The 25267-nt window shown below is 70.6% G+C and carries 16 protein-coding genes; 7 read left to right on the top strand and 9 right to left on the bottom strand.

The window, feature by feature from the left end; genetic code table 11:
• Positions 1-2 precede the first annotated feature (2 nt).
• The 3 genes from BUB75_RS00865 to BUB75_RS00855 form a co-directional block, all read right to left on the bottom strand.
• Entirely contained in the window at positions 3-1643 is a 1641-nt protein-coding gene (locus tag BUB75_RS00865) for an acetolactate synthase (RefSeq protein WP_073250440.1), read from the bottom strand.
• A 106-nt stretch (positions 1644-1749) separates the two neighbouring features.
• A complete protein-coding gene (locus tag BUB75_RS00860) occupies positions 1750-2475 on the bottom strand; it encodes an acyltransferase (RefSeq protein WP_073250437.1) in 726 nt (241 codons plus the stop codon).
• A 9-nt stretch (positions 2476-2484) separates the two neighbouring features.
• Positions 2485-3462 (bottom strand): hypothetical protein, encoded by a 978-nt coding sequence (locus BUB75_RS00855; RefSeq protein ID WP_073250434.1) that lies wholly within the window; start codon positions 3460-3462, stop codon positions 2485-2487.
• Positions 3463-3633: 171 nt separating this feature from the next.
• Between BUB75_RS00855 and BUB75_RS00850 the strand changes: the two genes are divergently transcribed.
• Positions 3634-4962: an acyltransferase family protein gene (locus BUB75_RS00850; RefSeq protein WP_073250431.1), complete on the top strand. Its 1329-nt coding sequence runs from the start codon at positions 3634-3636 to the stop codon at positions 4960-4962.
• On the opposite strand, the gene BUB75_RS00845 is transcribed toward BUB75_RS00850, so the two are convergent.
• The 4 genes from BUB75_RS00845 to BUB75_RS00825 form a co-directional block, all read right to left on the bottom strand.
• Positions 4926-5912: a methyltransferase domain-containing protein gene (locus BUB75_RS00845; protein WP_073250428.1), complete on the bottom strand. Its 987-nt coding sequence runs from the start codon at positions 5910-5912 to the stop codon at positions 4926-4928. The genes BUB75_RS00850 and BUB75_RS00845 overlap by 37 nt on opposite strands.
• 245 nt (positions 5913-6157) lie before the next feature.
• Entirely contained in the window at positions 6158-6940 is a 783-nt protein-coding gene (locus BUB75_RS00835; protein WP_073250422.1) for an enoyl-CoA hydratase/isomerase family protein, read from the bottom strand.
• 97 nt (positions 6941-7037) lie between these two features.
• Positions 7038-9905, bottom strand: coding sequence for a protein kinase domain-containing protein (locus tag BUB75_RS48035; RefSeq protein WP_073250420.1), 2868 nt, complete (start codon positions 9903-9905; stop codon positions 7038-7040).
• A 137-nt stretch (positions 9906-10042) separates the two neighbouring features.
• Complete coding sequence (locus tag BUB75_RS00825; RefSeq protein WP_218617209.1) at positions 10043-10942, bottom strand: ABC transporter ATP-binding protein; 900 nt, start codon at positions 10940-10942, stop codon at positions 10043-10045.
• A gap of 249 nt (positions 10943-11191) precedes the next feature.
• Between BUB75_RS00825 and glgX the strand changes: the two genes are divergently transcribed.
• The gene (glgX, locus tag BUB75_RS00820) at positions 11192-13330 is read left to right on the top strand and encodes a glycogen debranching protein GlgX (RefSeq protein ID WP_073250417.1); all 2139 of its coding nucleotides are present in this window, start codon (positions 11192-11194) and stop codon (positions 13328-13330) included.
• A 13-nt stretch (positions 13331-13343) separates the two neighbouring features.
• On the opposite strand, the gene BUB75_RS00815 is transcribed toward glgX, so the two are convergent.
• Positions 13344-13979, bottom strand: coding sequence for a hypothetical protein (locus tag BUB75_RS00815; protein WP_073250414.1), 636 nt, complete (start codon positions 13977-13979; stop codon positions 13344-13346).
• Positions 13980-14055: 76 nt separating this feature from the next.
• The gene (gene glgP, locus BUB75_RS00810) at positions 14056-16617 is read right to left on the bottom strand and encodes an alpha-glucan family phosphorylase (RefSeq protein ID WP_073250411.1); all 2562 of its coding nucleotides are present in this window, start codon (positions 16615-16617) and stop codon (positions 14056-14058) included.
• Positions 16618-16817: 200 nt separating this feature from the next.
• On the opposite strand from glgP, the gene BUB75_RS00805 reads away from it, so the two are divergent.
• The 5 genes from BUB75_RS00805 (at position 16818) to BUB75_RS00785 (ending at position 24975) form a co-directional block, all read left to right on the top strand.
• Positions 16818-18806, top strand: a complete 1989-nt coding sequence (locus BUB75_RS00805) for an alpha-1,4-glucan--maltose-1-phosphate maltosyltransferase (protein WP_073250408.1) — start codon at positions 16818-16820, stop codon at positions 18804-18806.
• An 8-nt stretch (positions 18807-18814) separates the two neighbouring features.
• Positions 18815-20629, top strand: a complete 1815-nt coding sequence (gene treS / locus BUB75_RS00800; RefSeq protein WP_084740102.1) for a maltose alpha-D-glucosyltransferase — start codon at positions 18815-18817, stop codon at positions 20627-20629.
• A 91-nt stretch (positions 20630-20720) separates the two neighbouring features.
• Positions 20721-22118: a maltokinase N-terminal cap-like domain-containing protein gene (locus BUB75_RS00795; protein WP_073250405.1), complete on the top strand. Its 1398-nt coding sequence runs from the start codon at positions 20721-20723 to the stop codon at positions 22116-22118.
• 70 nt (positions 22119-22188) lie between these two features.
• Positions 22189-24567: a 1,4-alpha-glucan branching protein GlgB gene (glgB, locus tag BUB75_RS00790; RefSeq protein ID WP_084740101.1), complete on the top strand. Its 2379-nt coding sequence runs from the start codon at positions 22189-22191 to the stop codon at positions 24565-24567.
• A 159-nt stretch (positions 24568-24726) separates the two neighbouring features.
• Complete coding sequence (locus BUB75_RS00785) at positions 24727-24975, top strand: hypothetical protein (RefSeq protein ID WP_051571295.1); 249 nt, start codon at positions 24727-24729, stop codon at positions 24973-24975.
• Positions 24976-25267: the final 292 nt, after the last annotated feature.

Genomic DNA, 25267 nt, shown 5'->3' with positions numbered 1-25267 from the left:
TTTCAGGCGAGGTTGGACGAGCGGGGGTAGGCGTCTGCCGGGTCGGTGAGGACGTTGACGAGATACGGGACGCCCGCGTCGAACGCCCGGCGCAGCGCCGGACCGAGGTCACCGGGCTTCTCGACGGTCTCCCCCGCCCCGCCGAGCGCGCTCACCACGTCGTCGTAGCGCAGACCGGGCTGCAGGTCGGCCGCGACGTCGTAGCCGTAGACGAGCTGCATCGGGTGCTTCTCCAGCCCCCAGATGCCGTTGTTCCCCACGACCATGACGACCGGCAACTGCTGCCGCACCAGCGACTCGACGTCCATCAGCGAGAACCCGGCCGCGCCGTCGCCGAACAGCACGCAGATCTGCGCGTCCGGACGCGCGACCCGCGCACCGATCGCGTACCCGGCGCCGGTGCCGAGGCAGCCGTACGGCCCCGGGTCCAGCCAGCAGCCCGGCGTGTACGAGTCGAGGTACCGCCCGCCGTACGAGACGAAGTCACCACCGTCGCAGATCACGACCGCGTCCCGGTCGAGCACCGAACGCAGCTCGCCGTAGATCCGGGCGGGCTTGATCGGGTCGGTGTCGGCCCGCAGCACGTCGAGCTCGGACGTCCGGGCGGCGTCCTCCAGGTCGCGCAGCGAGGCGATCCAGGACTCGTGGTCCTTGCGCGGGCCACTGTGGTTCGCGAACGCGGTGAGGATCGTCGCCAGGTCGCCGACCGGCGCGGCGGCAGGCGTCACGTGCCCGGCCTTCTGCGTCGGCGCGTCGACGACGTGCACGACCTGCGCGTCGCCGAACGACCCGAACGCGAGCCGGAAGTCCAGCGGCGTGCCGACCACGACCACCACGTCGGAGGTCTTGAACGCCTTGCCGCGTACCCGGGCGAAGGCCAGCGGGTGGTCGGCCGGGATGCAGCCGCGGCCCTGACCGTTCATGAACACCGGGACGCGCAGCGCCTCGGCCGCCGCGACCAGCGCGAGCTCGGCCGAGCCGGCGTAGACGTCGGAGCCCGCGATCAGCACCGGACGCTCCGCACCGGCGATCAGCGCTGCGGCCTTCGCGACCTCGTCCGGGTCGGGCTCGAGCGCGGCCGGGACCGCGGGGGCCTCGATCCGGGACGTCGCCCGGGAGAAGACGACGTCCATCGGCAGGTCGAGGAAGACCGGGCCGCGGTGCGGGGCCAGTGCCAGGTCGGCGGCGGCGCCGACGTCGGCGGCCATCCGGCTCACGTCGGTGACGGTCGCGGAGTGCTTCGTGATCGGCGCGAGCACCGGCACGTGGTCGAACTCCTGGAGCGACCCGGCGCCCCACCGCGCCTGCGGCGCCCGGCCCCCGAGGACGACGACCGGCGAGCCGTTGAACTTCGCCGACGTGACGCCCGAGACGCCGTTGGTGACGCCCGGCCCCGCGGTGAGCACGGCCAGGCCCGGACGACGGGTCAGTTTCGCGGTGGCCTCGGCGGCGAACACCGCGCTCTGCTCGTGCCGGACGTCGACCAACCGGAAGCCGGTGGTGTGCGCGGCGTCGTAGAGGGGGAAGACGTGGCCACCGGAGAGCGTGAACATCGCCTCGACGCCCCGGGCTCGCAGCGCCGCGAGCGCGAGATCGCCGCCGTGGCCTTCCAACTCGGTACCGGCTTCACCAGGCGCATTCATCGGTCGGGCTCCTCCTCGTCGAGCTGCCAGTCGAACGACGCTGTGTCGATACGCGAGACCCTACTCGCGGGTAACCCGTCACGGGGTGACATTCCGCGAGCGGTGTTCACGAAACAGCGGGAGTAGTCTCACGCAACGCCGCCTCGCGCTGTTTGCGCGCGATGTCCTCCAGCGCGGCGCGCTTCTCGGCCGCCCGCTCGTACTCCTCGACGCGATTCTTGACCACCCGCGCGGGCACCCCGACGACGACCGAGTGATCGGGGATGTCCTTGTTGACGACCGTGTGCGCGGCGAGCACGCAGCCCCGGCCGATCGTCACCCCACGGAGGACGGTCACCTTGGTGCCGAGCCAGCAGTCCGGACCGATCCGGACCGGCGTCTTCACGATGCCCTGATCCTTGATCGGAACGTTGATGTCCGAGTACACGTGGTCGAAGTCGCAGACGTAGACCCAGTCGGCCACGATCGTCGCCGCCCCGAACTCGATGTCCAGGTAGCAGTTGACGGTGTTGTCCTTGCCGAACACACACTTGTCGCCGACCCGCAGCGTCCCCTCGTGCGCCCGCAGCGCGTTGCCGCCGCCGATGTGCACCCACTTGCCGAGGACCAGCCGCCCGTAGCCCTTCCGCGCGTGCAGGTGGACGCGCGGCCCGAGGAACACAAACCCTTCGGTGACGATGTGCGGCTTGGTCACCTTGAGCCAGAAGAACCGCCAGTACCGGATCAGGTACCACGGTGTCCAGGCGCGGTTACGGACGACCCAGCGCAGCGACGCCAGCGTCAGAAACCGCGCCTGAGCAGGGCCGGAACGGTCAACAGAGCGCTTGAACACGTCGGTAACTTAGCGAACCGTCCTCCAGAACGCGTCGATGGTGGCCGCGTCGGTACCCGACGTATAGATCTCGCCGGACACCGCTTTGCCCGGGACGTCCCAGTAGATGTACCGGCCGTTGTCCGTCGCGCTGCGCCCGGTGATGAAGTTGCCCTGCCGGGCCTGCTTGTCATCGGTCCAGAACGTGTCGCCGTCGACGACGAGCGAGTCGTCGGAGAAGCCGGTTCGGGCTGACTGGGCGTACGAGTCGCGGTCGGCGAGCGTCTTGTAGCGAAGGAAGTAGATCTGGTACTGCGACCCGTAGATGCACTTCAGCGCCTCGGCGGCGTTGTTGCCCGCGGGGATCGAGGTCGTGATCACCTCGCACCGGTCGGCCTTCGCGGCCGCCCGTCGCGCGAACTCCCGCAGGTCGGGATCCTGGAACTGAATCAGCAGCGGCGGGTCGGACGGCGACGGCGACGCGGTCGGGGACGGCAGCGCCTGCGACGTCGTGGGATCCGGCTCCGGCTCTTCGCCGGACGAGAAAGCCCAGACGCCGAGCGAGACGACGATCACGAGCAGCACGACGACGCCGGCCACGATCCCCAGGATGAGACCGGTCTTGCTCTGCTTCGGCGGGGGCACCGCCGGGAACCCGGTGCCGTAGCCGGGCGTGCCGTAGCCGGCCGCCGGATACCCGGACGTCGGCGCACCGGGGTAACCCGGCGGATATCCCGAGGTCGGGTAGCCGGAGGTCGGCGCGCCGGGATAACCCGACGTCGGCTCCGGATAGCCGGAGGTCGGATAACCGGGCTGCTGGTACTCGTAGCCGGGCGGTAACGGACTGCCCGGCGGTGGGCTGCCCGGGGGCGGTTGCGGCTGGCCACTCGTCGGGTCGTACGTGGGCTGGTACCCACCCGGCTGGGCGTACGGATCTCCGTACCCCGCACCGTTCGGGTCGTAGCCGCCGGGCTGCTGCCACCCTTGCGGGTCCTGTGGATACGTCATCCCGCTCTCCTCCACCGGTCGCCGCACGCAGACGCTCGGCGCCGCCAGGGTAGGGGACAGCTGTGAATCCCATGCTTCGGGGTCCAAATGCTGACCCGATTCGCAGGTCGGAGTTCCTTACCCTCTCAACCCCTTCGTTCACTCATAAGTTTCCGTGGATACCTGGGAGCGGTGAGCTCGACATCCCATGCCGAACCACGGCAGCATCCCGGCACCACGTTCCCCGCAGACACCCGTCGCCTACGGCGTTGCCACGAACTGGACGTCCTCCGCTTCCTCGCCGCCGCGGCGGTGGTCGCGTTCCACTGGCTGTTCCGGTCGTCCACCGGCGGGAACCCGCTTGCCACGACCGGGTTCGAGGGTGTCGCCACGCTGTTCCGCTACGGCTACCTCGGTGTCGACGTCTTCTTCGTGATCAGCGGGTTCGTCATCCTGCGCAGCGCCTGGGGCCGGTCGCCGGGCACGTTCCTGCTCAACCGCGCCGGGCGCCTGTACCCGACGTTCTGGGTGGCGTGCACGCTCACCGCGGTCGTGGTGACGGTGCTGCCCGGTGACCGGTTCCCGGTCACGTTCGGGCAGTGGGCGGCGAATCTGACGATGGGCAGCGAGGCGTTCGGCGTGACGTACGTCGACGGTGTCTACTGGACGCTCCTCGTCGAGCTGGCGTTCTACGGGCTGGTCGCAGTCGGCACGGTCGTCGGGCTGACCGTGAACCGGGTGCTGGTCGGCGTCGGGGCGTGGCTCGCAGTGTCGTTCGTCCACCACGCCTGGCCGCTCTCGACCGGATGGTCGCGGGTCTTCGTCCCGGACTGGGCACCGTACTTCGCCGCGGGCGTCGGTTTCGCGCTGCTCGCCAAGGAGGGCCCCGGCGCGGACCTCGGCCGTCGCCAGCGGGCGGCCGCGCTCGTGCTGACCGTGGTGTCCTGCGCGTGGGCGATGGTGCTCGGGGTGGCGTTCGCCGACTCGCTGACCGCCAAGTACGGCGTGACGTTCTCGGGCGGCGTCGTCGTCGGGGTCCTCGCCGTGACGTTCGCCGCGTTCGCCGCGCTGGCGGCCGGTGTGACGGTGCCGGGCGCTGCGCGGGTCGCGATCCTCGGTGCGCTGACCTACCCGCTGTACCTGGTGCACGAGAACATCGGGTACACGCTGCTGACGATCGGCAACGTGCACCTCGGCCTCAACCGCTGGGTCGTGCTCGCGGTCGTCGCCGTCGCGGCGGTGGGACTGGCCTGGACGCTGCACCGCTACGTCGAAGAGCCGGGTAGCCGCCGGATCGGCCACTGGAGCCGGGCGCTCCAGGCGCGCCGCCGCAGGCACTCCCGGCGCGCGAGCCTGGTCCAGCTCTGGCGCGCGGGTTGGCGAGCCGCCCCGCCCGGCACGGCGATCCCCGCGACGACCGCCGCGGGCGCGGCGCTCGCGGTTCACTCCCGCAGAAGCGGGAGCGAGCCGCGCGAGAAGGTCGCCTACGCCGGCTTCACGCCGGTGACCAGGGCGTTGTAGAACAGCCCCTCCGGAACGACCTTGCTGAAGACGTCCTTGTCCAGCGCCGCGAGCCGCATCCAGCCCTTGTATGCGAACATCGCCCAGTTCCAGCCGAGACGCTCGCGCGGCACCGCGCACTCGAACGTCCGCACCGGCCACCCGAACCAGGACGCGGTCAGCTCCTCGGTCACCACGTTCACGTCGACGGCGCCGACCCGCTGGGCGAGCGCGCGAAGCTCGTCCGGCGCGAACGTGTGCAGGTCGACGACGGCTTCGAGTTCGGCGGCGCGGGACGACTCGTCCAGCTCCGCCTGCGGGCGCCGCCAGCCGGAGAGCGCAGGCAGCTTCGTGACGTTCGTCGTCGCGAACCAGGTCAGCTGCGACAGCTTGCGCGCCACGACGTCGCCGTACTTCGTCGGCTCACCGGCGAACACGAACCGGCCGCCGGGCTTGAGCACCCGCATGCACTCCTTGAGTGACAGCTCGACGTCCGGGATGTGGTGCAGCACCGCGTGCCCCACGACGAGGTCGAACGTCTCGTCCTCGTACGGGATCGACTCGGCGTCCGCGACCCGGCCGTCCACGTCCAGCCCGAGGTTCTTCGCGTTCCGGGTGGCGACCTCGACCATGCCGGGGCTGATGTCGGTCACCGAGCCGCGCTTGGCCAGGCCGGACTGCATGAGGTTGAGCAGGAAGAAGCCGGTGCCGGAGCCGAGTTCGAGCGCGTGATCGTACGGCTGCCCGTCGGTCGGCGCGACCGCCTCGAAGCGGTCGCGGGCGTACTGGATGCAGCGCTCGTCGTACGAGATCGACCACTTCTCGTCGTAGGTGCCCGCCTCCCAGTCGTGGTACAGGATGTTCGCCTGCTTGGGATCGTTGCGGGCCGCGGCGACCTCGTCCGGGGTGGCGGGCCGCTTCGCTGCCTGCGTCTTCAGGCGTGCCGAGGCCGCTGCCGCGACCTCGGTCATGCGTGCGGACGCCGAGGCCGCCGCGTTCTTCTTCCCGGACGCCGAAGCGCTCGCGCTCTTCTTCGCGGACGCCGTCCCCGCGGGCACCTTCGTCGCTGACGCCGAGGCGGCCGCGGTCTTCTTCGCGGACGTTGTCCCCGCGGGCACCTTCTTCGGGGCGACCTTCTTGGCGGCGACCTTCCGCACCGGCGCCTTCGCCGGCGTCTTGCCGGCGGCGGGTGGAGCGGGGTCTTCGGTCGGCATCCTCATGCTCCCTTGAATTCAGCCTTGCCCGGGCCGTTGGCCAGGAAAGACTCCATGCCGATCCGCTTGTCCTCGGTGGCGAACAACCCCGCGAACAGGTGGCTCTCCAGCCGCAGCCCGGACTCGAGGTCACCGTCCAGCCCGCCGTCGATCGCGGCCTTCGCGGCGCGCAGCGCGTACGCGGGCCCTTTCGCGAACCGCGACGCCCACTCCACGGCAGCGGTGTACACGTCGTCCGGTGCGACGACCTTGTCCACCAGCCCGATCGCCAGCGCCTCGGCGGCGTCCACGAACCGGCCGGAGTAAATCAGGTCCTTCGCCTTCGCCGGACCGACCAGCCGCGTCAGCCGCTGCGTCCCGCCCGCGCCGGGGATGATCCCGAGCAGGATCTCTGGCTGGCCGAGCTTCGCGTTGTCACCGCAGACCCGGAAGTCCGCGGTCAGCGCCAGCTCGCACCCGCCGCCGAGCGCGTACCCGGTGATCGCGGCGATCACCGGCTTCGGGATCCGCGCGACCGCGGTGAGCGACCCGGTCAGCGCTTCCGCACGCGCCACCATCTGCACGTAGTCGGTGTCCGCGAACTCCTTGATGTCCGCGCCCGCGGCGAACACCTTCGGCCCGCCGTACAGCACCACCGCCCGGACGTCGTCCCGGCTGCTCGCCTCCTCAGCGACCGCGCGCAGCTCGCCCTGGACCTGGGTGTTGAGCGCGTTCATCGGCGGCCGGGTGAGCCGGATCGTGCCGACCCCCTCCGCCACGTCGAGCGTCACGAACTCACTGGTCATCCGCTCCGACCACCCTTCTCCGGACGGCCGGACCGCCCGGCCTCGACGCCGTTGGCGGCAGCCTACCGGCGGGTAGTCGCGCCGCGCGGCGCCGGGCTCAGGCAGTGAGCGACAGCACCGACACGCTGTCGGACTCGCGGTTGGTCACCCAGCCGGTACGTCCGTCCGGTGACACCACGATGACGTACGGATCGGCGCCGACCTTGACCGACGCCGTCCGTTTCAGCGTCTTGGTGTCGACGACGGTGATCGTGTCGTCGCTGGTCGCGGCGAAGTACGCGTGCCGGCCGTCGGCCGAGATCGTGACGCAGCGCGGGTTACCGCCGACCGGGACCGTGCCAACCGTCCTTCGCTTCTCCAAGTCCACGACGGACGACGTGTTGACGTCGTAGTTCGCGGTGAACGCCCGGGTGCCGTCCGGCGTCACGGCGACGCTGTGCGGGCTCTTGCCGACCGGGATCGTCGCGGTGATCGCGGTGTTCCTGGTGTCGACGACCGTGAGCAGGTTGGACTCGTGGTTGGCAAGATAGGCCGTGTTACCACCGTCCGGGGAGAAAGCCACCCAGTGCGGCGCCGGCTGCACCGCCAGCCGCATCACCATCTGGTTGATCGTCGTGTCGATGACCAGCACCAGGTTGCGGTCGTGATCGGGGACGTAGAGCAGCACCCCGTCCGGTGAGACGGCCAGCGCGTACGGGTGCGCGTCCTCGCCCTCGTCCTCGATCGGGATCCGGGTCACGACCGACCGTTTCGCGGTGTCGACGACCACGACCGCGTTGCCGCCGCCCTCGGCGTTGTGCGTGGAGACGTAGAGGCGGTCGCCCTTCGGGCTCATCGCGAGGTACTGCGGCTGGTCCCGGGTCGCGATCGTCGCTACGACGCGGCGGTCTTCGGTGTCGATCACCGAGACGTTCCGGGCGTCGCTGTTCGCGACGTACACCCGGCGTCCGTCCGGAGCGAACACGAGGCCCTGCGGGCCGTTGCCGACCTGCACGGTTCCGACGATGCTCGGCTTCCCGATGCTCGCCGGGTTGCTCGGTGGTGGCGACGACGCCGGACCGGTCGCCGACGGTGCGGCGCCGGGCGACGTCCCGGGTGGGTCGTCGTTGCGACTGACCAGCCAGGTGACGACGCCCGAGACGACCAGCGCGAGCGCCAGCAGTCCGCCGAGCAGCGCGCGTAACCGGGTCCGGTCGCGCGGTACCGGCGGCTCGGGATCCCGGCGATGGCTGGCCAGGGTCGGGGGTGTGTACCGCTCCGGCGCCGGACGGGGCCGTCGCGGGGCGTCGCCGCCGGAGCGGTCCGGCGGCGTGCGGGGCGTGGCGGGTGGCAGCTCTGCCGGTGGCGGCCGCAGCACGAGCGCATGCCCGAGGCTCGGCGGAACCTCCGCCGACCGATCGCCGCTCTCGCCGCCCCACCCGTCCCCGCCGATGCCACCAGGCCGGTCGGTCCCGGCGGAGTCGGAACCCGCCGGCGGAGGTCCACCGTCCCGGGTCGTGGGCCCGGCACCCCACGCTGCGGCGGGCGAACGCGGCGCCACGCCGGGATCCGACGCCACCCCGCCGGTCACAGGCCCACCCGTCACGGGCTCCCCGGCCACCGGCCCACCCGTCACCGGCCCACCCGTCGCGGGCTCGCCCGTCACAAGTCCGCCCGTCATGGGCTCTCCGGTCACCGGGCTGCCGGTCACCGGGCTGCCGGTCACCGGGGGGCCGGTCACCGGGGGGCCGGTCACCGGGGGGCCGGTCACCGGGGGGCCGGTCACCGGGGGGCCGGTCACCGGGGGGCCGAAGACCGGCGCGCGGCCGGGGCCCGCGGGCCAGCCGTTCAGCGGCCGGCCAGGCGGCGGCCCAGCGGCGGCCGGGCCAGCGGCGGCCGGGCCAGCGGCGGCCGGGCCAGCGCCAACCTGCCCGACGGCGGCCGGGCCGGCCGCGATCGGGGCGGCGGGGGCGGGATCTGTCGGAGTGGCGGGGGGCGGGGAGTCGCGTGACACGGTCGGGCTCTCGTCGACCGGCTCGCCCGCGTACCGGTCGAGCACGCCCGCGATCCGGCCCGGCGGCTGCTCGGCGAGCCGGAACGGGGCTTCGGCGCTCAGCCCGAACGCGTCCCGGAGCTGCCCCACCAGCGCACCGCAGCTCGACGGCCGCGCACCGGGCCGCTTCGCCATCGCCGAGAGCAGCACCGCGTCCGCGGCGGCAGGCAGATCCGGCGCCGCGGACGTGAGCGTCGGCGGGGGCGTCGAGATGTGCGCCCACATCATCGCCACGTAGTCGTTCCGCGCGAACGGCGGCGCCCCCGACAGCACGTGGTAGAGCACGCACCCCAGCGAGTACACGTCGGCGCGGTGGTCGACCGGCTGGTTCGCGATCTGCTCCGGCGCGACGTAGGCGATCGTGCCGAGGAACTGTCCTGCGGTGGTGAGGCCGGTGACGTCGGCGCTGCGCTTGGTCAGCCCGAAGTCGGTGAGGTACACGTGCCGCGCGGCGAGGTTCATGCCGTTCGCGTCGTCGGAACCGGTAAGCAGGATGTTGCCCGGCTTCACGTCCCGGTGCACGAGCCGGTGGGCGTGCGCCGCGTCCAGCGCCGCGGCGACCGCGGTGAAGATCGTGACGGTCTCGGTGGGCGTCAGCCGCCGACGCCGCTTCAGGACGGCGTCCAGGTCCTCGCCGTCCACGAAGCGCATGACCGTGTAGAGCATCCCGTCGATCTCCCCGGCCTGGTAGATCGGGAGGACGTTCGGGTGGTCCAGGGAGGCCGCCAGCTCGCTCTCGCGGGTGAACCGGGCCCGGAACGTGGGGTCGGACGCCAGCTCCGGTGCGATGAGCTTCAGCGCGACCGGCCGTCCGAGGCGGCGGTCGCGTGCCTTGTAGACGACCGCCATGCCGCCCCTGGCGACAAACGACTCCACGCTGTATCCGTCGACGTCCTCGCCGATGTCGAGGACCATCTGGTCGTGTCGGCCCATGGCTCAACCGCCACCGGACGGTAAGCGGCCAGTAGCGAACGCGGTGGTGCGAGCGGGACTCACCGGAAGGCCCCCGACGAGCGACGACAGGACTACCTACCGTCCACTCTAGGCCGGGACCGGCCGTACCGCGTTGCCTATTTTGTCGGATTCCCGGCAGCTCTGGCGGTGTAGCGGCCGTCCCGCTGGTCGAGCCGCAGCCGCAGGCCGAACGTCTCGGACAGCGTCTCGGCGGTCAGCGCCTCGGCCAGCGGTCCGGAGGCGACAACCGCTCCCTGCCGCAGCAGCAGCGCGTGCGTCATACCCGGCGGGATCTCCTCGACGTGGTGCGTGACCAGCACCAGCGCCGGTGCCGCCGGGTCGCTCGCCAGCGTCGACAGGCGACGGACGAGGTCCTCGCGGCCACCGAGGTCGAGCCCCGCCGCCGGCTCGTCGAGCATCAGAATCTCGGGGTCGGTCATCAGCGCCCTGGCGATCTGGACGCGCTTGCGCTCGCCCTCGCTCAGCGTGCCGTAGAGCCGGGCGGCCAGGTGCTCGACGCCGAACTGCGCCAGCAACGCACCGCCGCGCGTGGCGTCCACCGCGTCGTACTCTTCGGTGAAGCGGCCGACCACCGCGTACGCGGCCGTCAGCACGACGTCCGCGACGGTCTCGTCGGCCGGGATGCGCTCGGCCAGCGACGCGGACGACAGGCCGATCCGTGGACGCAGTTCGAACACGTCCACCTTGCCGAGCTGCTCACCGAGGATCGCCACGCGCCCCCGGGTCGGGTGCAGGCGGGCCGCAGCCACCGACAGCAGCGTGGTCTTCCCGGCGCCGTTCGGGCCGAGGATCACCCAGCGCTCGTCCTCGTGCACCTGCCAGTCGACCTCGGCCAGCAGGTCGTTGCCGCTGCGGGAGACGGTGACCCCGGCGAGGTCGAGGACGGCGTCCGGATCAGGCTCCGGGTAGGTGCGCGGAGCCGGGGCGGCGGCAGCAGCAGCGGCAGCAGGCCGGGGGAGCGCCGACGCCGGCACCACCGAGACCCCGGACGTCACGGAGAAGATCGGCGACACGGACGTCGGCGGAACCGCCGCGCGGCCGACGACTCGGTTCGGATCCGCAGAACTGTTCGAACGGGAAGCGGCAGGCACGCACCCATCCAACAACACCGGGGCCAGCGCCGGACGCCCTCCCCCACCCGGCACGCCGTCGGTACCGCGGAGAACCACACATCGAGGGAGCACTAGTTACGTTTGTCAGACCCGCCCCCTAATCTGTGCACATCCGGCTTGTTGGGGGGCACGATGAGCGAAACGACGGCCGACCCGGACGGACCCTGGCCGGGCCACCCGTTCCCGCTGGGGGCCACCTGGGACGGCGACGGCGTGAACTTCGCGCTGTGGAGCCCGCACGCGGTCGGCGTCGATCTGTGCCTGTTCGACGAGGCGGGCAACGAGCGGCGGCTGATGCTCGAGGAGAGCACGTACCACGTCTGGCACGGGTACGTGCCGAACGCGGGCCCTGGCCAGCGGTACGGCTACCGCGTCCACGGGCCCTGGAACCCGATCGCCGGCCATCGTTTCAACCCGGCCAAGCTGCTGATGGACCCGTACGCCCGCGCGTACTCCGGCCAGGTCACCTACGACCAGGCGCTGTACGGCCACGCGGGCGACTCGTCCCGCGGCTGGCCCGACCCGCGCGACTCGGCGCCCTACACGCTGCGCTCGGTCGTGCTCGCGCGGTCGACCGGCCTCTCCCACACCAGGCCCCGGGTGCCCTGGGAAGACACCGTCATCTACGAGCTGCACGTCCGCGGCTTCACGATGCGTCACCCCGACGTGCCCGACCACCTGCGCGGCACCTACTCCGGCCTCGCCCACCCGGCGGTCATCGACCATCTGGTGAAGCTCGGGGTCACCTCGGTCGAGCTGCTGCCGGTGCATCACATGGTCACCGAGCCCACGATCGCCGCCCGGGGCCTGCCCAACTACTGGGGCTACAACACGCTCGGCTACTTCGCGCCGGACTCCCGCTTCTCGTCCCGCGGCGACGCCGGCGGTCAGGTCGAGGAGTTCCGCGACATGGTGGCCGCGCTGCACGCGGCCGGTATCGAGGTCATCCTCGACGTCGTCTACAACCACACCGCGGAGGGCGGCGGCGACGGGCCGACGCTGAGCTTCCGCGGCATCGACAACCGCGGCTACTACCGGCTCGACCCGTCGGACGGCAGCCGCTACGTGGACTACACCGGCTGCGGCAACACGTTGGACGCCCGGCAGCCCGCCGTGCTGCAGATGCTGATGGACTCGCTGCGCTACTGGGCGCTCGACCTCGGCGTCGACGGGTTCCGCTTCGACCTCGCGTCCGCGCTGGCCCGGTCCATGCACGACGTCGACCAGCTGTCCGCGTTCATGGCGGTCATCCACCAGGACCCGGTGGTCAACCAGCTCAAGCTCATCGCCGAGCCGTGGGACGTCGGCGCCGGCGGCTACCAGGTGGGCAACTTCCCGCCACTGTGGACGGAGTGGAACGGCCGCTACCGAGACTCCGTTCGTGACCTCTGGCGGGGCGGCATCCGGGGCCTCGGCGAGCTGGGCTACCGGCTCTCCGGCTCGTCCGATCTGTACCAGGACGACGGCAGGCGCCCGTTCGCGTCGATCAACTTCCTCACCGCGCACGACGGTTTCACGATGCGCGACCTGTTCACGTACAACCACAAGCACAACGACGCCAACCTCGAGCAGAACCGGGACGGCACCGACGACAACCGCTCCTGGAACTGCGGCGTCGAGGGTGAGACCGACGACGGCGCGGTGATCGCGCTGCGCAACCGCCAGATCCGCAACGCGCTGGCCACGCTGGTGCTGTCCGCGGGGGTGCCGATGATCACGGCCGGCGACGAGATGCGGCGAACCCAGGGCGGCAACAACAACGCGTACTGCCAGGACAACGAGGTGTCCTGGGTGGACTGGAAGCTGACGCCGGAGGACGAGAGCCTGCTCGCGTTCACGTCGCGGCTGCTCGAACTCCGCTCGAAGGCACCGGTGTTCCGCCAGCGGTCGTTCTTCGTGGGCGCGCCGACCGACGTCGAGAGCCCGGTGAGCGACCTGTGCTGGTTCCGGCCGGACGGCGGGCTGATGAGCCCGGATGACTGGAACCGGCACGATGCCCGGACGCTCGGGATGTTCCTCAACGGCGAACAGATCCGGAACCGGACGCTACGCGGCGAGCGGATCGTCGACGACTCGTACCTGCTGTGGGTGCACGCCGCCGATGGTGACCTCGAAGTACGGTTGCCCGGCCCGCCGTGGGCCGAGCGCTACCAGGTGGTGTTCGACACGGCCCGCCCGGATCTGCCGGACGGTGGCGAGACGCTGGACGGTGGCACGGCCCGCCCGCTGTCCGCCTGGTCCACGGTCCTGCTCCGGGTAGCGCGGCCCTAGCCGGGCGGCGGCCCTAGCCGGTGCTGGCCGACCCGAGAGCCACGCCGATGACGAAGATCAGGAACAGGATCCCCACACCGACGAGTAACCAGAGCGAGGCCGCGCGCCCGAAGATGCCGCGGTTCCGGTCGGTGATCTCCCGGTACCCGTCGGCGGTGTTGCCCGGAGGCGGTTCCTGCAGCGAGACCCGGCGAGGCCCCCGGCCGAGGCCGCCCATGAAGCCACCGAGCCCGCTCGGGGGGCCGGCGTCGATCCTCGTGTCGTCCAGATCGGGAGCAGGCGCCGGGCCGCCGACGCTCTCCAGCTGGGAGAAGATCGTCGCTTCCTTGCGGCGCAGCACCGACAGCTCCCGGGAGAGCGACCACAGCCGGCCGAACGCGTGCCAGGCGGCGATCGCGACGATCGGCAGCGCCACCACCGTCAGCGCGCTGAACAGCATGCCGACGCCGGTCTCGTCGGAGGCGAACGACACCGCGGCGAGACCGGCCACGACGATCAGCCCGACGAACGCCAGCCCGAACCCGAGCAGCCCGAAGACGTCGATCGCCTGACGCATCCGGCTCTTCGCCTGGTCGATGCGCGTGTGGACGACTCGGAGTTCGTCCTCGAGGCTCGACAGTCCCCGCCCGTCGTCCGAGCGGTCCGCCACGGGTTCTCCTGCATCCGTGGCGGACCGACCGGCACCGCCTGCATACGCCATGCGTGAATTATGGGCCAGAACCCATCTAGGCGGTCGTCACTAGGCCCAGCTCGACCGGATCGGTGAGCAACTCGTGGTGCGGGAGTACACGCACCGTGTACCCGAACGGCCCGGCCTGCTCCAGCGGGATATCCGCCTCGTACCGGTAGGTGTCACCCCCGTTGCCCAGCGGACGCATCGGCACCGTGTGAACGTCGTGCAGGACGTCGTCCAGATCGACCGTGCCGTAGCAGGCCTGCACCGAGACCGCGTCCGGCGTCAGACCGCCGAGGTTGACCTCGGCACGGACGTTGACGGTCGCACCCAGCTCGGGCGTGTCGCCGATGCCCGACGACTCGACGTGCGCCACCTTGACGCCGTTCCAGTGCTCGGCGACCCGGCCGCGCCATTCGGCCAGCCGGCGCGCACCGGCGAAGTCGTCGGCGAGCACCTTGGCCGAGCTCCGCGCCGCCGGGGCATAGAGCCGCTCCACGTAGTCGCTGACCATCCGGGTGGCGGTCAGCTTCGGCCCGAGCGAGCTGAGCGTGTGCCGGACCATCTCCAGCCAGCGCGCCGGGATCCCGTCCTCGCCACGGTCGTAGAACAGCGTCCGGACGTGGGTGCTGAGCAGGTCGTAGAAGGCCGCGGCCTCCAGGTCGTCCCGCCGGTCGGGGTCGATGACGCCGTCCGCGGTGGGGATCGCCCAGCCGTTCTCGCCGTCATACATCTCGTCCCACCATCCATCCCGGATGGACAGGTTGAGCCCGCCGTTGAGCGACGCCTTCATGCCGGACGTCCCGCACGCCTCCAGCGGGCGCAACGGGTTGTTGAGCCAGACGTCGCAACCCCAGTAGAGGTACCGGGCCATGCCGATGTCGTAGTCCGGCAGGAACACGATCCGGTTGCGGACGGCCGGGTCGTCGGTGAACCGCACCATCTGCTGGATCAGCATCTTGCCGCCCTCGTCGGCCGGGTGGCTCTTCCCTGCGATGACGATCTGCAGCGGACGCTCGGCGTCCAGCAGCAGCGAGCGCAGCCGGTCGGGGTCCCGCAGCATCAGCGTCAGCCGCTTGTACGAGGGCACCCGCCGGGCGAACCCGATCGTGAGGACGTCCGGGTCGAACACCGAGTCGACCCAGCCGAGCTCGGCGTCGGTGTGCCCGCGGCGCAGCGACGACTCGCGCAACCGGCGGCGGACCTCGCCGACCAGCTTCGCGCGGAGCGTCCGCCGGGTCTGCCAGAGCTGTTCGCCGGGCACCTGGCCGATCGACGCCCACAGGTCGTCGTTGACCTGGCCGGCGCCGAGCGCCGCGGTCTCCCGCGCCACCCAGGTCGGCGCGTGGACGCCGTTGGTGACCGAGGTGATCGGCACCTCGTTGGACTCGAACCCGGGCCAGAGGCCGTTGAACATGTGCCTGCTGACGTCGCCGTGCAGCATGCTGACGCCGTTGGCCCGCTGGCCCAGGCGCAGACCCATGTGGGCCATGTTGAACACGCCGGGGTCGTCCTCGGCGCCGAGCGCGAGCAGGCGGTCGATCGGGATTCCCGGAACGTCGGCGAGCACGCCGGCGCCGAACACGTGCGCGATCAGGTCCCGCGAGAAACGGTCGATGCCCGCGGGCACCGGCGTGTGGGTGGTGAACACCGTTCCCGCACGGACCGCGTGCAGCGCCTGGTCGAACGTCAGTCCACTGCCCTGGACGAGCTCCCGGATCCGCTCCACGCCGAGGAAACCGGCGTGTCCCTCGTTGGTGTGGAACACCTCCGGGGCGGCCTCGCCGGTCTGCGCCGCGTACGCGCGCAGCGCACGCACACCGCCGACGCCCAGCAGGATCTCCTGGAGCAGCCGGTGGTCGGCTCCGCCGCCGTACAGGCGGTCGGTGACGTGCCGCTCGGTCGGGCCGTTGTCCTCGATGTCGGAGTCGAGCAGCAGCAGCGGAACCCGGCCGACCTGCGCCTTCCAGACGTGGGCGTGCAGCACCCGGTTCTCCGGCAGGTTCACCGAGATCCGTAGCGGCGAACCGTCGGCGTCGGCGAGCCGCTGGAGCGGCAGGCCGTGCGGGTCGAGCGGCGGGTAGTGCTCGGCTTGCCAGCCGTCCGCGGTGAGCGACTGGCTGAAGTATCCGGATCGATACAGTAGACCGACGCCGACGATCGGCGCGCCGAGGTCGCTGGCGGCTTTGAGATGGTCGCCGGCCAGGATGCCGAGGCCACCGGAGTACTGCGGCAGCACCTCGGTGATGCCGAACTCCGGCGAGAAGTAGGCGATCGAGGCGGGCAGCGGCTGGCCGGAGTCGGCACCCGCCTGCGCCTGCTCCTGGTACCACCGGGGCTCGGTGAGGTAACGCTGCAGCTCGGCGTGGGACGCGTTCAGGCGCGCCAGGAAGTCACCGTCGGCGGCCAGGGCCTCCAGCCGCTGGCCGGATACCTCGCCCAGCAGCCGCACCGGATCCTGCCGGACCTGCTCCCAGACCTTCGGGTCCACGGAGGCGAACAGGTCGACCGTAGGCGGGTTCCAGGACCACCTCAGGTTCATCACGAGTTCGCCGAGCGGGGCCAGTGGTTCGGGCAACTTGGCCCGCACGGTAAAACGACGTAGGGCTCTCACGGGGCGCACCCTACCGACGCTGGGGTTGGTTCCCGTGTCACGGGCGCGAACATTGCCTCCGTGTCCCGCAAGTATTTTCAGCCCGGGGCGGCTATACCTCCACGGGGACTCCACGGCATCGTGCACAGGGGACCCCGCGGCTGGGAGAGCGCCCAGACCGTCACCGCGACCGTCCCTCTGACTCGATACGGTAGGCCTTGATGACCGGACGCTTCGCGATCGAAGACATCACCCCAGTTGTGTCCGCTGGTCTGTATCCAGCGCGCGCCGTCGTGGGTGAACTCATGCCCGTCTCCGCCACGGTCTTCCGCGAGGGCCACGACGCGGTCGGAGCCAACGTGGTGTGGACTGCCCCGGACGGGCGGCGAACACCGTTCACTCCCATGGTCAAGGGTGAGAACGACCGATGGCACGCCTCGGTCGTCGCCGACACGCCGGGGCGGTGGACGTTCGTCGTCGAGGCATGGGGTGACCCCTACGCGACCTGGCACCACGCGGTGGAGGTCAAGACCGCCGTCGGCCAGTCCGCGGTGGAGCTGGCCAACGACCTCGAGACCGGCGCCAGGCTGCTGCTCAAGGCCGGCCGGTTCGCGCCCCGCCAGCGGCGGGACGAACTGTTCGAGGCCGCCGCGGCGCTCCGCGACACCACCCGGCCGCTGGCCGAGCGAATCGGACCCGCACTGGACCTCGGTCCGGCCATGGCCGAGCGGCCGGTGCGTGACCTGGTGACCCGGTCACCCGCGTTCAGCGTGTGGGTCGACAGGGAGCGGGCCCTCTACGGCTCCTGGTACGAGTTCTTCCCGCGGTCGGAGGGCTCGGTCGTCCCCGAGCCCGGCTCGGACGCCGTCAGCCCGCCGGTGCACGGCACGTTCCGCACCGCCGCGCGCCGGCTGCCCGCGATCGCCGACATGAACTTCGACGTCGTCTACCTGCCGCCGATCCACCCGATCGGCCGGGTCAACCGCAAGGGCAAGAACAACACGCTCACGCCGGGCCCGGACGACGTCGGCTCGCCGTGGGCGATCGGCGCGGAGGAGGGCGGCCACGACGCGATCCACCCGCAGCTAGGGACGTTCGACGACTTCGACGCGTTCGTCGCACGCACCCACGAGCTGGGCATGGAGGTCGCGCTCGACCTCGCCCTGCAGTGCGCGCCGGACCACCCGTGGGTCGCCGCGCACCCGGAGTGGTTCACGACGCTGCCGGACGGCACGATCGCCTACGCCGAGAACCCGCCGAAGAAGTACCAGGACATCTATCCGCTGAACTTCGACAACGACCGCAACGGCATCTACGCGGAGATGCTCCGTGTCGTGCAGGTGTGGATCGACCACGGCGTGAAGATCTTCCGGGTCGACAACCCGCACACGAAGCCGACGGACTTCTGGCACTGGCTGATCTGGGAGGTCAAGAAGACCCACCCGGACGTCATCTTCCTGGCCGAGGCGTTCACCCGGCCGGCGATGATGCACCACCTGGCCCAGATCGGCTTCACCCAGTCCTACACGTACTTCACGTGGCGTACGGCCAAGTGGGAGCTGGAGCAGTACGGCCGTGAGCTGGTCGAAGCCGGCCACTACATGCGGCCGAACTTCTTCGTGAACACCCCGGACATCCTGCACGCCTCGCTGCAGTACGGCGGGCCTGCGATGTTCGCGATCCGTGCGGTGCTCGCCAGCATGATGTCGCCGACCTGGGGCGTCTACTCGGGGTACGAGCTCTACGAGCACGTCGCGGTGCGGCCTGGCTCGGAGGAGTACCTAGATTCTGAGAAGTACCAGCTCCGTCCGCGGGACTGGAAGCAGGCGGAGGCCGAAGGGCGTACGCTAGCGCCGTTCTTGGGCAGGCTCAACGAGCTGCGCCGCGCCCACCCCGCGCTGCAGCGGCTCCGTAACCTCCGGTTCCACCATGTCGACAACGACGCCCTGATCTGTTTCTCCAAGCGATTGGAGACCCCTGAGAAGGGGGCGGACACCGTGTTGGTGGTGTGCACACTCGACCCGCACAACACCCACTGGGGCAACACCGCGCTCGACATGCCCGCACTCGGGTTCGACTGGCATGACCGGTTCCGGGTAGTCGACGAGCTCACCGGGGCAAGCTTCGACTGGGGTCAGCACAACGCCGTTCGGCTCGACCCCTATCAGCAGGTCGCCCACATCTTCTCGATCCACCGCCAGACGTCCTGAGGGCGCACATGACCATTTCCCTGCCTCACCCGCCGAGACTCCGCGCCCACACCCTGGAGCGCACCGTCGAAGACGCCGCCGCGCACCCGCACACGGCAGACGGGCATCTCGTCGAACCTCAGTCCGAAAGCTTCAAGCACGCGCGCAAGATGCCGCTGGACCCCGAGTGGTACAAGCGTGCGGTCTTCTACGAGGTGCTGGTCCGGGCGTTCTACGACTCGTCCGGCGACGGCACCGGCGATCTGGCCGGCCTGACCGCGAAGCTCGACTACCTGGCCTGGCTGGGCGTCGACTGCCTCTGGCTGCCGCCGTTCTACGACTCGCCGCTGCGCGACGGCGGGTACGACATCGCCGACTTCCGCGCGGTGCTGCCGGAGTTCGGCACGGTCGAGGACTTCGTGACGCTGCTGGACGAGGCGCACAAGCGCGGGATCCGGGTGATCACCGACCTGGTCATGAACCACACATCGGACCAGCACCTGTGGTTCCAGGAGTCGCGACGGGACCCGACCGGTCCGTACGGCGACTTCTACGTGTGGAGCGACGACGACTCGAAGTACGCCGACGCGCGGATCATCTTCATCGACACCGAGTCGTCGAACTGGACGTACGACCCGGTGCGCGGGCAGTTCTTCTGGCACCGGTTCTTCAGCCACCAGCCCGACCTGAACTTCGAGAACCCCGAGGTCCAGGACGCGATGCTCGACGTCCTGCGGTTCTGGCTGGATCTCGGGATCGACGGTTTCCGGCTGGACGCGGTGCCCTACCTCTTCGAAGAGGAGGGCACCAACTGCGAGAACCTGCCGCGGACGCACGAGTTCCTCAAGCGGTGCCGCAAGGTCGTCGAGGACGAGTACCCGGGCCGCGTCCTGCTGGCGGAGGCGAACCAGTGGCCCGCCGACGTGGTCGAGTACTTCGGCGACCCGACCGTCGGTGGCGACGAGTGCCACATGGCGTTCCACTTTCCGCTGATGCCGCGCATCTTCATGGCGGTCCGCCGCCAGTCCCGCTTCCCGATCTCGGAGATCCTGGCCCAGACGCCGGACATTCCCGAGGGCGCCCAGTGGGGCATCTTCCTGCGGAACCACGACGAGCTGACGCTCGAGATGGTCACCGACGAAGAGCGCGACTACATGTACACCGAGTACGCCAAGGACCCGCGGATGCGGGCGAACGTCGGCATCCGCCGACGGCTGGCGCCGCTGCTGGACAACGACCGGAACCAGATCGAGCTGTTCACCGCGCTGCTGCTCTCGCTGCCCGGCTCGCCGGTGCTGTACTACGGCGACGAGATCGGGATGGGCGACAACATCTGGCTCGGTGACCGGGACGGCGTCCGCACGCCGATGCAGTGGACGCCGGACCGCAACGCGGGCTTCTCGGTCTGCGACCCGGGCCGGATCTACCTGCCGGTGATCATGGACCCGATCTACGGCTACCAGGTCACGAACGTCGAGGCGCAGCTCGGCGCCAGCGCGTCGCTGCTGCACTGGACCCGCCGGATGATCGAAATCCGTCAGCAGCACCAAGCGTTCCCGTTGGGCAGCTTTACCGACCTCGGCGGATCAAACCCGACAGTCCTGGCCTACGTCCGTGAATACGTGGGGCCAGAGGGGGAACACGACATAGTGATATGTGTAAACAACCTGTCGCGGTTCCCCCAGCCGGTCGAGCTCGACCTCGGGCGGTTCCGCGGCTGCACGCCGGTGGAGCTCACCGGTCGGGTGCACTTCCCGCCGATCGGCGAGTTGCCGTATCTGCTGACCCTGCCAGGTCACGGCTTTTACTGGTTCCAGCTCACGCCGCACGACGATCGCGGATAGGCGGGCCGATGTTTCCACCGAGTGCGCGGACTACCGGGAACCGCACGCCGGACGTCCTCGACGGGCGTCCGGCGACCTCGGGAGGTGTCGGATGACAACGATGGTCACGCATGCCGAGGCCCTTACCGGGCTGCTCGCCTCGTGGCTGCCCAGACAGCGCTGGTTCGGCGACAAGCAGAGCGCGATCGACGACGTCCAGGTGGTCAAGGCCGACGTCTGGTACGACGATCTCGCGGCCGGCGGGCCCCGCCTCGAGCACGTGGTGGTCGGGGTCGCGTCCGGCGGGCGGGTCGAGCGCTACCAGCTGCTCGTCGGCCTGCGCCGGGAGCTGCCGGAGCGGCTCGACTACGCCCGGATCGGCGAGGTCGAACACGCGCTGTGGGCGTACGACGCGGCGCACGACTTCGAGCTGACCGGTCAGGTCCGCGATCTGATCGCGGCGAACGCGGACGTCGACGGCGTGCGGTTCCGGCACGAGCCCGGAGCCGTGATCCGAACCGGCCTGCCCAGCCGGCCGATCTCCGCCGAGCAGAGCAACACCTCGATCGTGTTCGGCGACGAATACATTCTGAAGCTGTTCCGGAAGCTCGACCGCGGCGTCAGCCCGGACCTCGAGCTGCACCGGGCGCTGCGCAGCGTCGGCAGCGAGCACATCGCCGACCTCTACGGCGCGATCGAGGGGGACCTGCAGGACGCGCCGGTCACCTACGGCCTGCTGCAGAGGTTCTTCGCCAACTGCGCCGATGGCTGGGCGATGGCCACCACCTCGGTGCGTGACCTGATCAACGAGCCCGATACCCCCCTCGACGAGCTGGGCAGCGACTTCTCGACCGAGGCCTGCCGGCTCGGCCAGGCGGTCGCCGCGGTCCACGCCGACCTCGTGACGGCGCTGGGCACCGAGGTCGTCCCGGTCGACCGCCTGGACAGCGTCGTCGCCGGGATGAACGCCCGGTTGGACGCCGTGCTGCGCCGCGTCGGCGGACTGGCGCCGTTCGAGCCGGGCATCCGCCGGGTGTTCGCCCAGGTGGCCAGCCACGGTGAGCCGGTCATCGTCCAGCGGATCCACGGGGACCTGCACCTCGGTCAGGTGCTCCGGACGCTGACCCACTGGGTGCTGATCGACTTCGAGGGCGAGCCGGCCAGGCCGCTGCCCGAGCGGGTCGCGAAGATGTCGCCGCTGCGTGACGTCGCCGGGATGCTCCGCTCGTTCGACTACGCCGCCCACCACCTGCTGGTCGGCAACGTCGAGGCGGACGAGATCAGCCCGGCCGCCGACGAACGTGTGGTCGAGTGGGCCGACCGGAACCGGGCAGCGTTCATCGAGGGGTACTCGAAGGACGGCGTCACGCTCGCCGACCCGGAGGCCAACCCGGTTCTGCTCCGCGCGCTCGAGCTGGACAAGGCCGTCTACGAGGTGGCCTACGAGTACGACAACCGGCCCGGCTGGGTCGACATCCCCCTGCGATCGATCGCACGCCTCGCTACCTGACCGACCACCCCTCGCCCCCGTGCAGGTCCCGGCCTGCATGGTGGGCCGCCACACGGGAAATCAAGGTGCCATGAGCATTCACCCGGAGACCGCCCACCCGGAGACGTCCGTGAACCGGATCGAGCTGGACCGGCTGGTCCGCGGCGAACACCACAACCCGCACGGGATCCTCGGCGTGCATCGCCTGGAGAACGGCGGCTGGGTGGTGCGGACGTTGCGACCGGAGGCCGCGGCCGTCACGCTGCTGACCGGGGACGAGCGCCGGGAGATGACCCGGGTCCACGACGGCGGGGTGTTCGCCGTCGACTTCACCGAGCAACCCGGTGACTACCGGCTCGAGGTCCGTTACGAGCATGGCGCCGGGCACGGAACGCACACCGCGGACGACCCGTACCGGTGGCTGCCGACGCTCGGCGAGGTCGACCTGCACCTGATCGGCGAGGGCAGGCACGAGCGCCTCTGGGAGGCGCTCGGCGCCCACGTGCGGCACTACGGCACGCCGGCCGGTCCGGTCACCGGCGTCAGCTTCGCGGTGTGGGCACCGAACGCCCGCGGCGTCCGGGTGACCGGCGACTTCTCGTTCTGGGACGGCCGCGCGCTACCGATGCGCTCGATGGGCTCCAGCGGCGTCTGGGAGCTGTTCGTGCCCGACGTCAAGGTCGGGGCCCGGTACAAGTACCAGATCCTCGGCCCGGACGGGCACTGGCGGGAGAAGGCCGACCCGATGGCTTTCGCCACCGAGGTCCCCCCGGCGACGGCGAGCGTCGTCACCCAGTCGACGTTCGAATGGTCGGACGCCGAGTGGGTCACCGAGCGGGACCGGGGCGGCTGGCACGCCAAGCCGGTGAGCGTCTACGAGGTGCACCTGGGCTCGTGGAAGCAGGGCCTGTCCTACCGGCAGCTCGCCGACGAGCTGGTCGCGTACGTGACCGAGCTCGGCTTCACGCACGTCGAGTTCCTGCCGGTGGCCGAGCACCCGTTCGGCGGCTCCTGGGGTTACCAGGTCACCGGGTACTACGCGCCGACGTCCCGGTTCGGGCTCCCGGACGACTTCCGCTACCTGGTCGACAGGCTGCACAACGCCGGCATCGGCGTGATCGTCGACTGGGTGCCCGCCCACTTCCCGAAGGACGCCTGGGCGCTGGCGAAGTTCGACGGCACGCACCTCTACGAACCCGCCGACCCGCGCCGCGGCGAGCACCCGGACTGGGGCACGCTGGTCTTCGACGTCGGCCGCAACGAGGTGCGCAACTTCCTGGTGGCCAACGCGCTGTACTGGCTGGAGGAGTTCCACATCGACGGCCTGCGGGTCGACGCGGTCGCCTCGATGCTCTACCTGGATTACTCGCGCAAGGACGGCGAGTGGCTGCCGAACCAGTACGGCGGGCGGGAGAACCTCGACTCGGTCAAGTTCCTGCAGGAGCTCAACGCCACCGTGTACCGGCACCACGCGGGAACGATGATGGTGGCCGAGGAGTCCACGTCGTGGCCCGGCGTCAGCCGCCCCACCCACGTCGGCGGGCTCGGCTTCGGGTTCAAGTGGAACATGGGCTGGATGCACGACACGCTCGACTACGTCAGCCGGGACCCGATCCACCGCCAGTACCACCACCACCAGATGACGTTCTCGCTGGTCTACGCGTGGAGCGAGAACTTCGTCCTGCCGCTGTCGCACGACGAGGTCGTGCACGGCAAGGGATCGCTGTTCGGGAAGATGCCGGGTGACCGGTGGCGCAAGCTGGCCGGCCTCCGCGCGCTGTTCGCCTACATGTGGGCGCACCCCGGTAAGCAGCTGCTGTTCATGGGCGGCGAGCTGGCCCAGGAGGCGGAGTGGTCGCAGGACCGGTCGCTGGACTGGTGGCTGCTGGACAACCCGGACCACGCGGGCGTCCAGAAGTTGATCGGTGACCTGAACCGGGTCTACCGGGAGACCCCCGCGCTCTGGACCCAGGACGTCGACCCGGCGGGCTTCTCCTGGATCGACGCGAACGACGCGTCGAGCAACGTCTTCTCGTTCCTGCGGTACGGCTCCGACGGGTCGGTGCTGGCGTGCGTCGCGAACTTCGCCGGCCACCCGCACCACGACTACCGGGTGGGCCTGCCGCGCGCGGGCGGCTGGCGGGAGATCGTCAACACCGACGCGGACGTCTACGGCGGTTCGGGCGTCGGCAACCTCGGTGAGGTCCGGGCCGAGGCACGGCCCTGGCACGGTGAGCCCGCTTCCGCGACCGTGACGCTGCCGCCGTTGGGCGTCATCTGGCTGCGCCCCGACGAGGACGCCGAGCCGGTCGCCGCGCCGATCGAGGGCACCACCGTCACCGAGCCGCCGAGCTCCGCGCCGGTGACCGGTCCGGCGCGTGTCGTCCGTTCCGAGCCGGTCTCCGGACTGGCCGCGGAGAGCGGACCGGGCGCAGCGGCTGGCCGTGACCCGGGCCCCGAGGAAGACTGAGTCCGTAAGCACCACCACCCTCCGTCAGGATGGATAGTCACGTCGGTGAAGACCAGTCCCACCCAGCCCGTCCGGCTGGGCACGCTCGGGAAGAAAGCTGTACCGACTCTCCGGAGCCGGTTGCAGACGTCCCCTACCTACACGGCATGATCACAGTCGATGCCACACGATCGGATCCACCACGGCTTCCAGTGCCGTCATGTCAATATCGCCCTGCCTGAGGGTCCGGGCCAGGATCGGATACCGGACCTGCTCAGGGCGGCCGCGGCGACCATCGAGGAGATGGAGACCGACGGCCCTATCGGCGTGATGGACGTGTTGCTGCACTACGACCTCGAGGCCGGCGCCAACCGTCCCCACGTCACGCTCTACTACTACTTCCCTGAGGAAGACGAAGAGCTGCTGTAGATCGGTCGCCCTACACATCGAGGAAAGCTCGCGTGTAGGGCGACTGAGCACAATGGCGCGATGCTGATCGACCGCGCGGAGATCGAACGCGCGTTACCGAGCGCCCCGGGTCGGCACTCGAGTTCGCGGTGGCGTTGGCCCAGCCCGCCGCCCGTACCGCCCCTCCCGCTCCACCGGAGCCGGTCACCCCGTCCGAGCCGGTGACGCCGCACGAGGCGACGACGACCGTCACGCCGCCCGGCGCGACCCCACCGGTCTCCCCCACCGAGCAGGTCTCCTCCGAGGCGCGGCC

This window comes from Cryptosporangium aurantiacum, from assembly GCF_900143005.1.
In the GTDB taxonomy this organism is placed as follows: domain Bacteria; phylum Actinomycetota; class Actinomycetes; order Mycobacteriales; family Cryptosporangiaceae; genus Cryptosporangium; species Cryptosporangium aurantiacum.
This window is presented reverse-complemented; position numbering and strand designations above follow the sequence as displayed.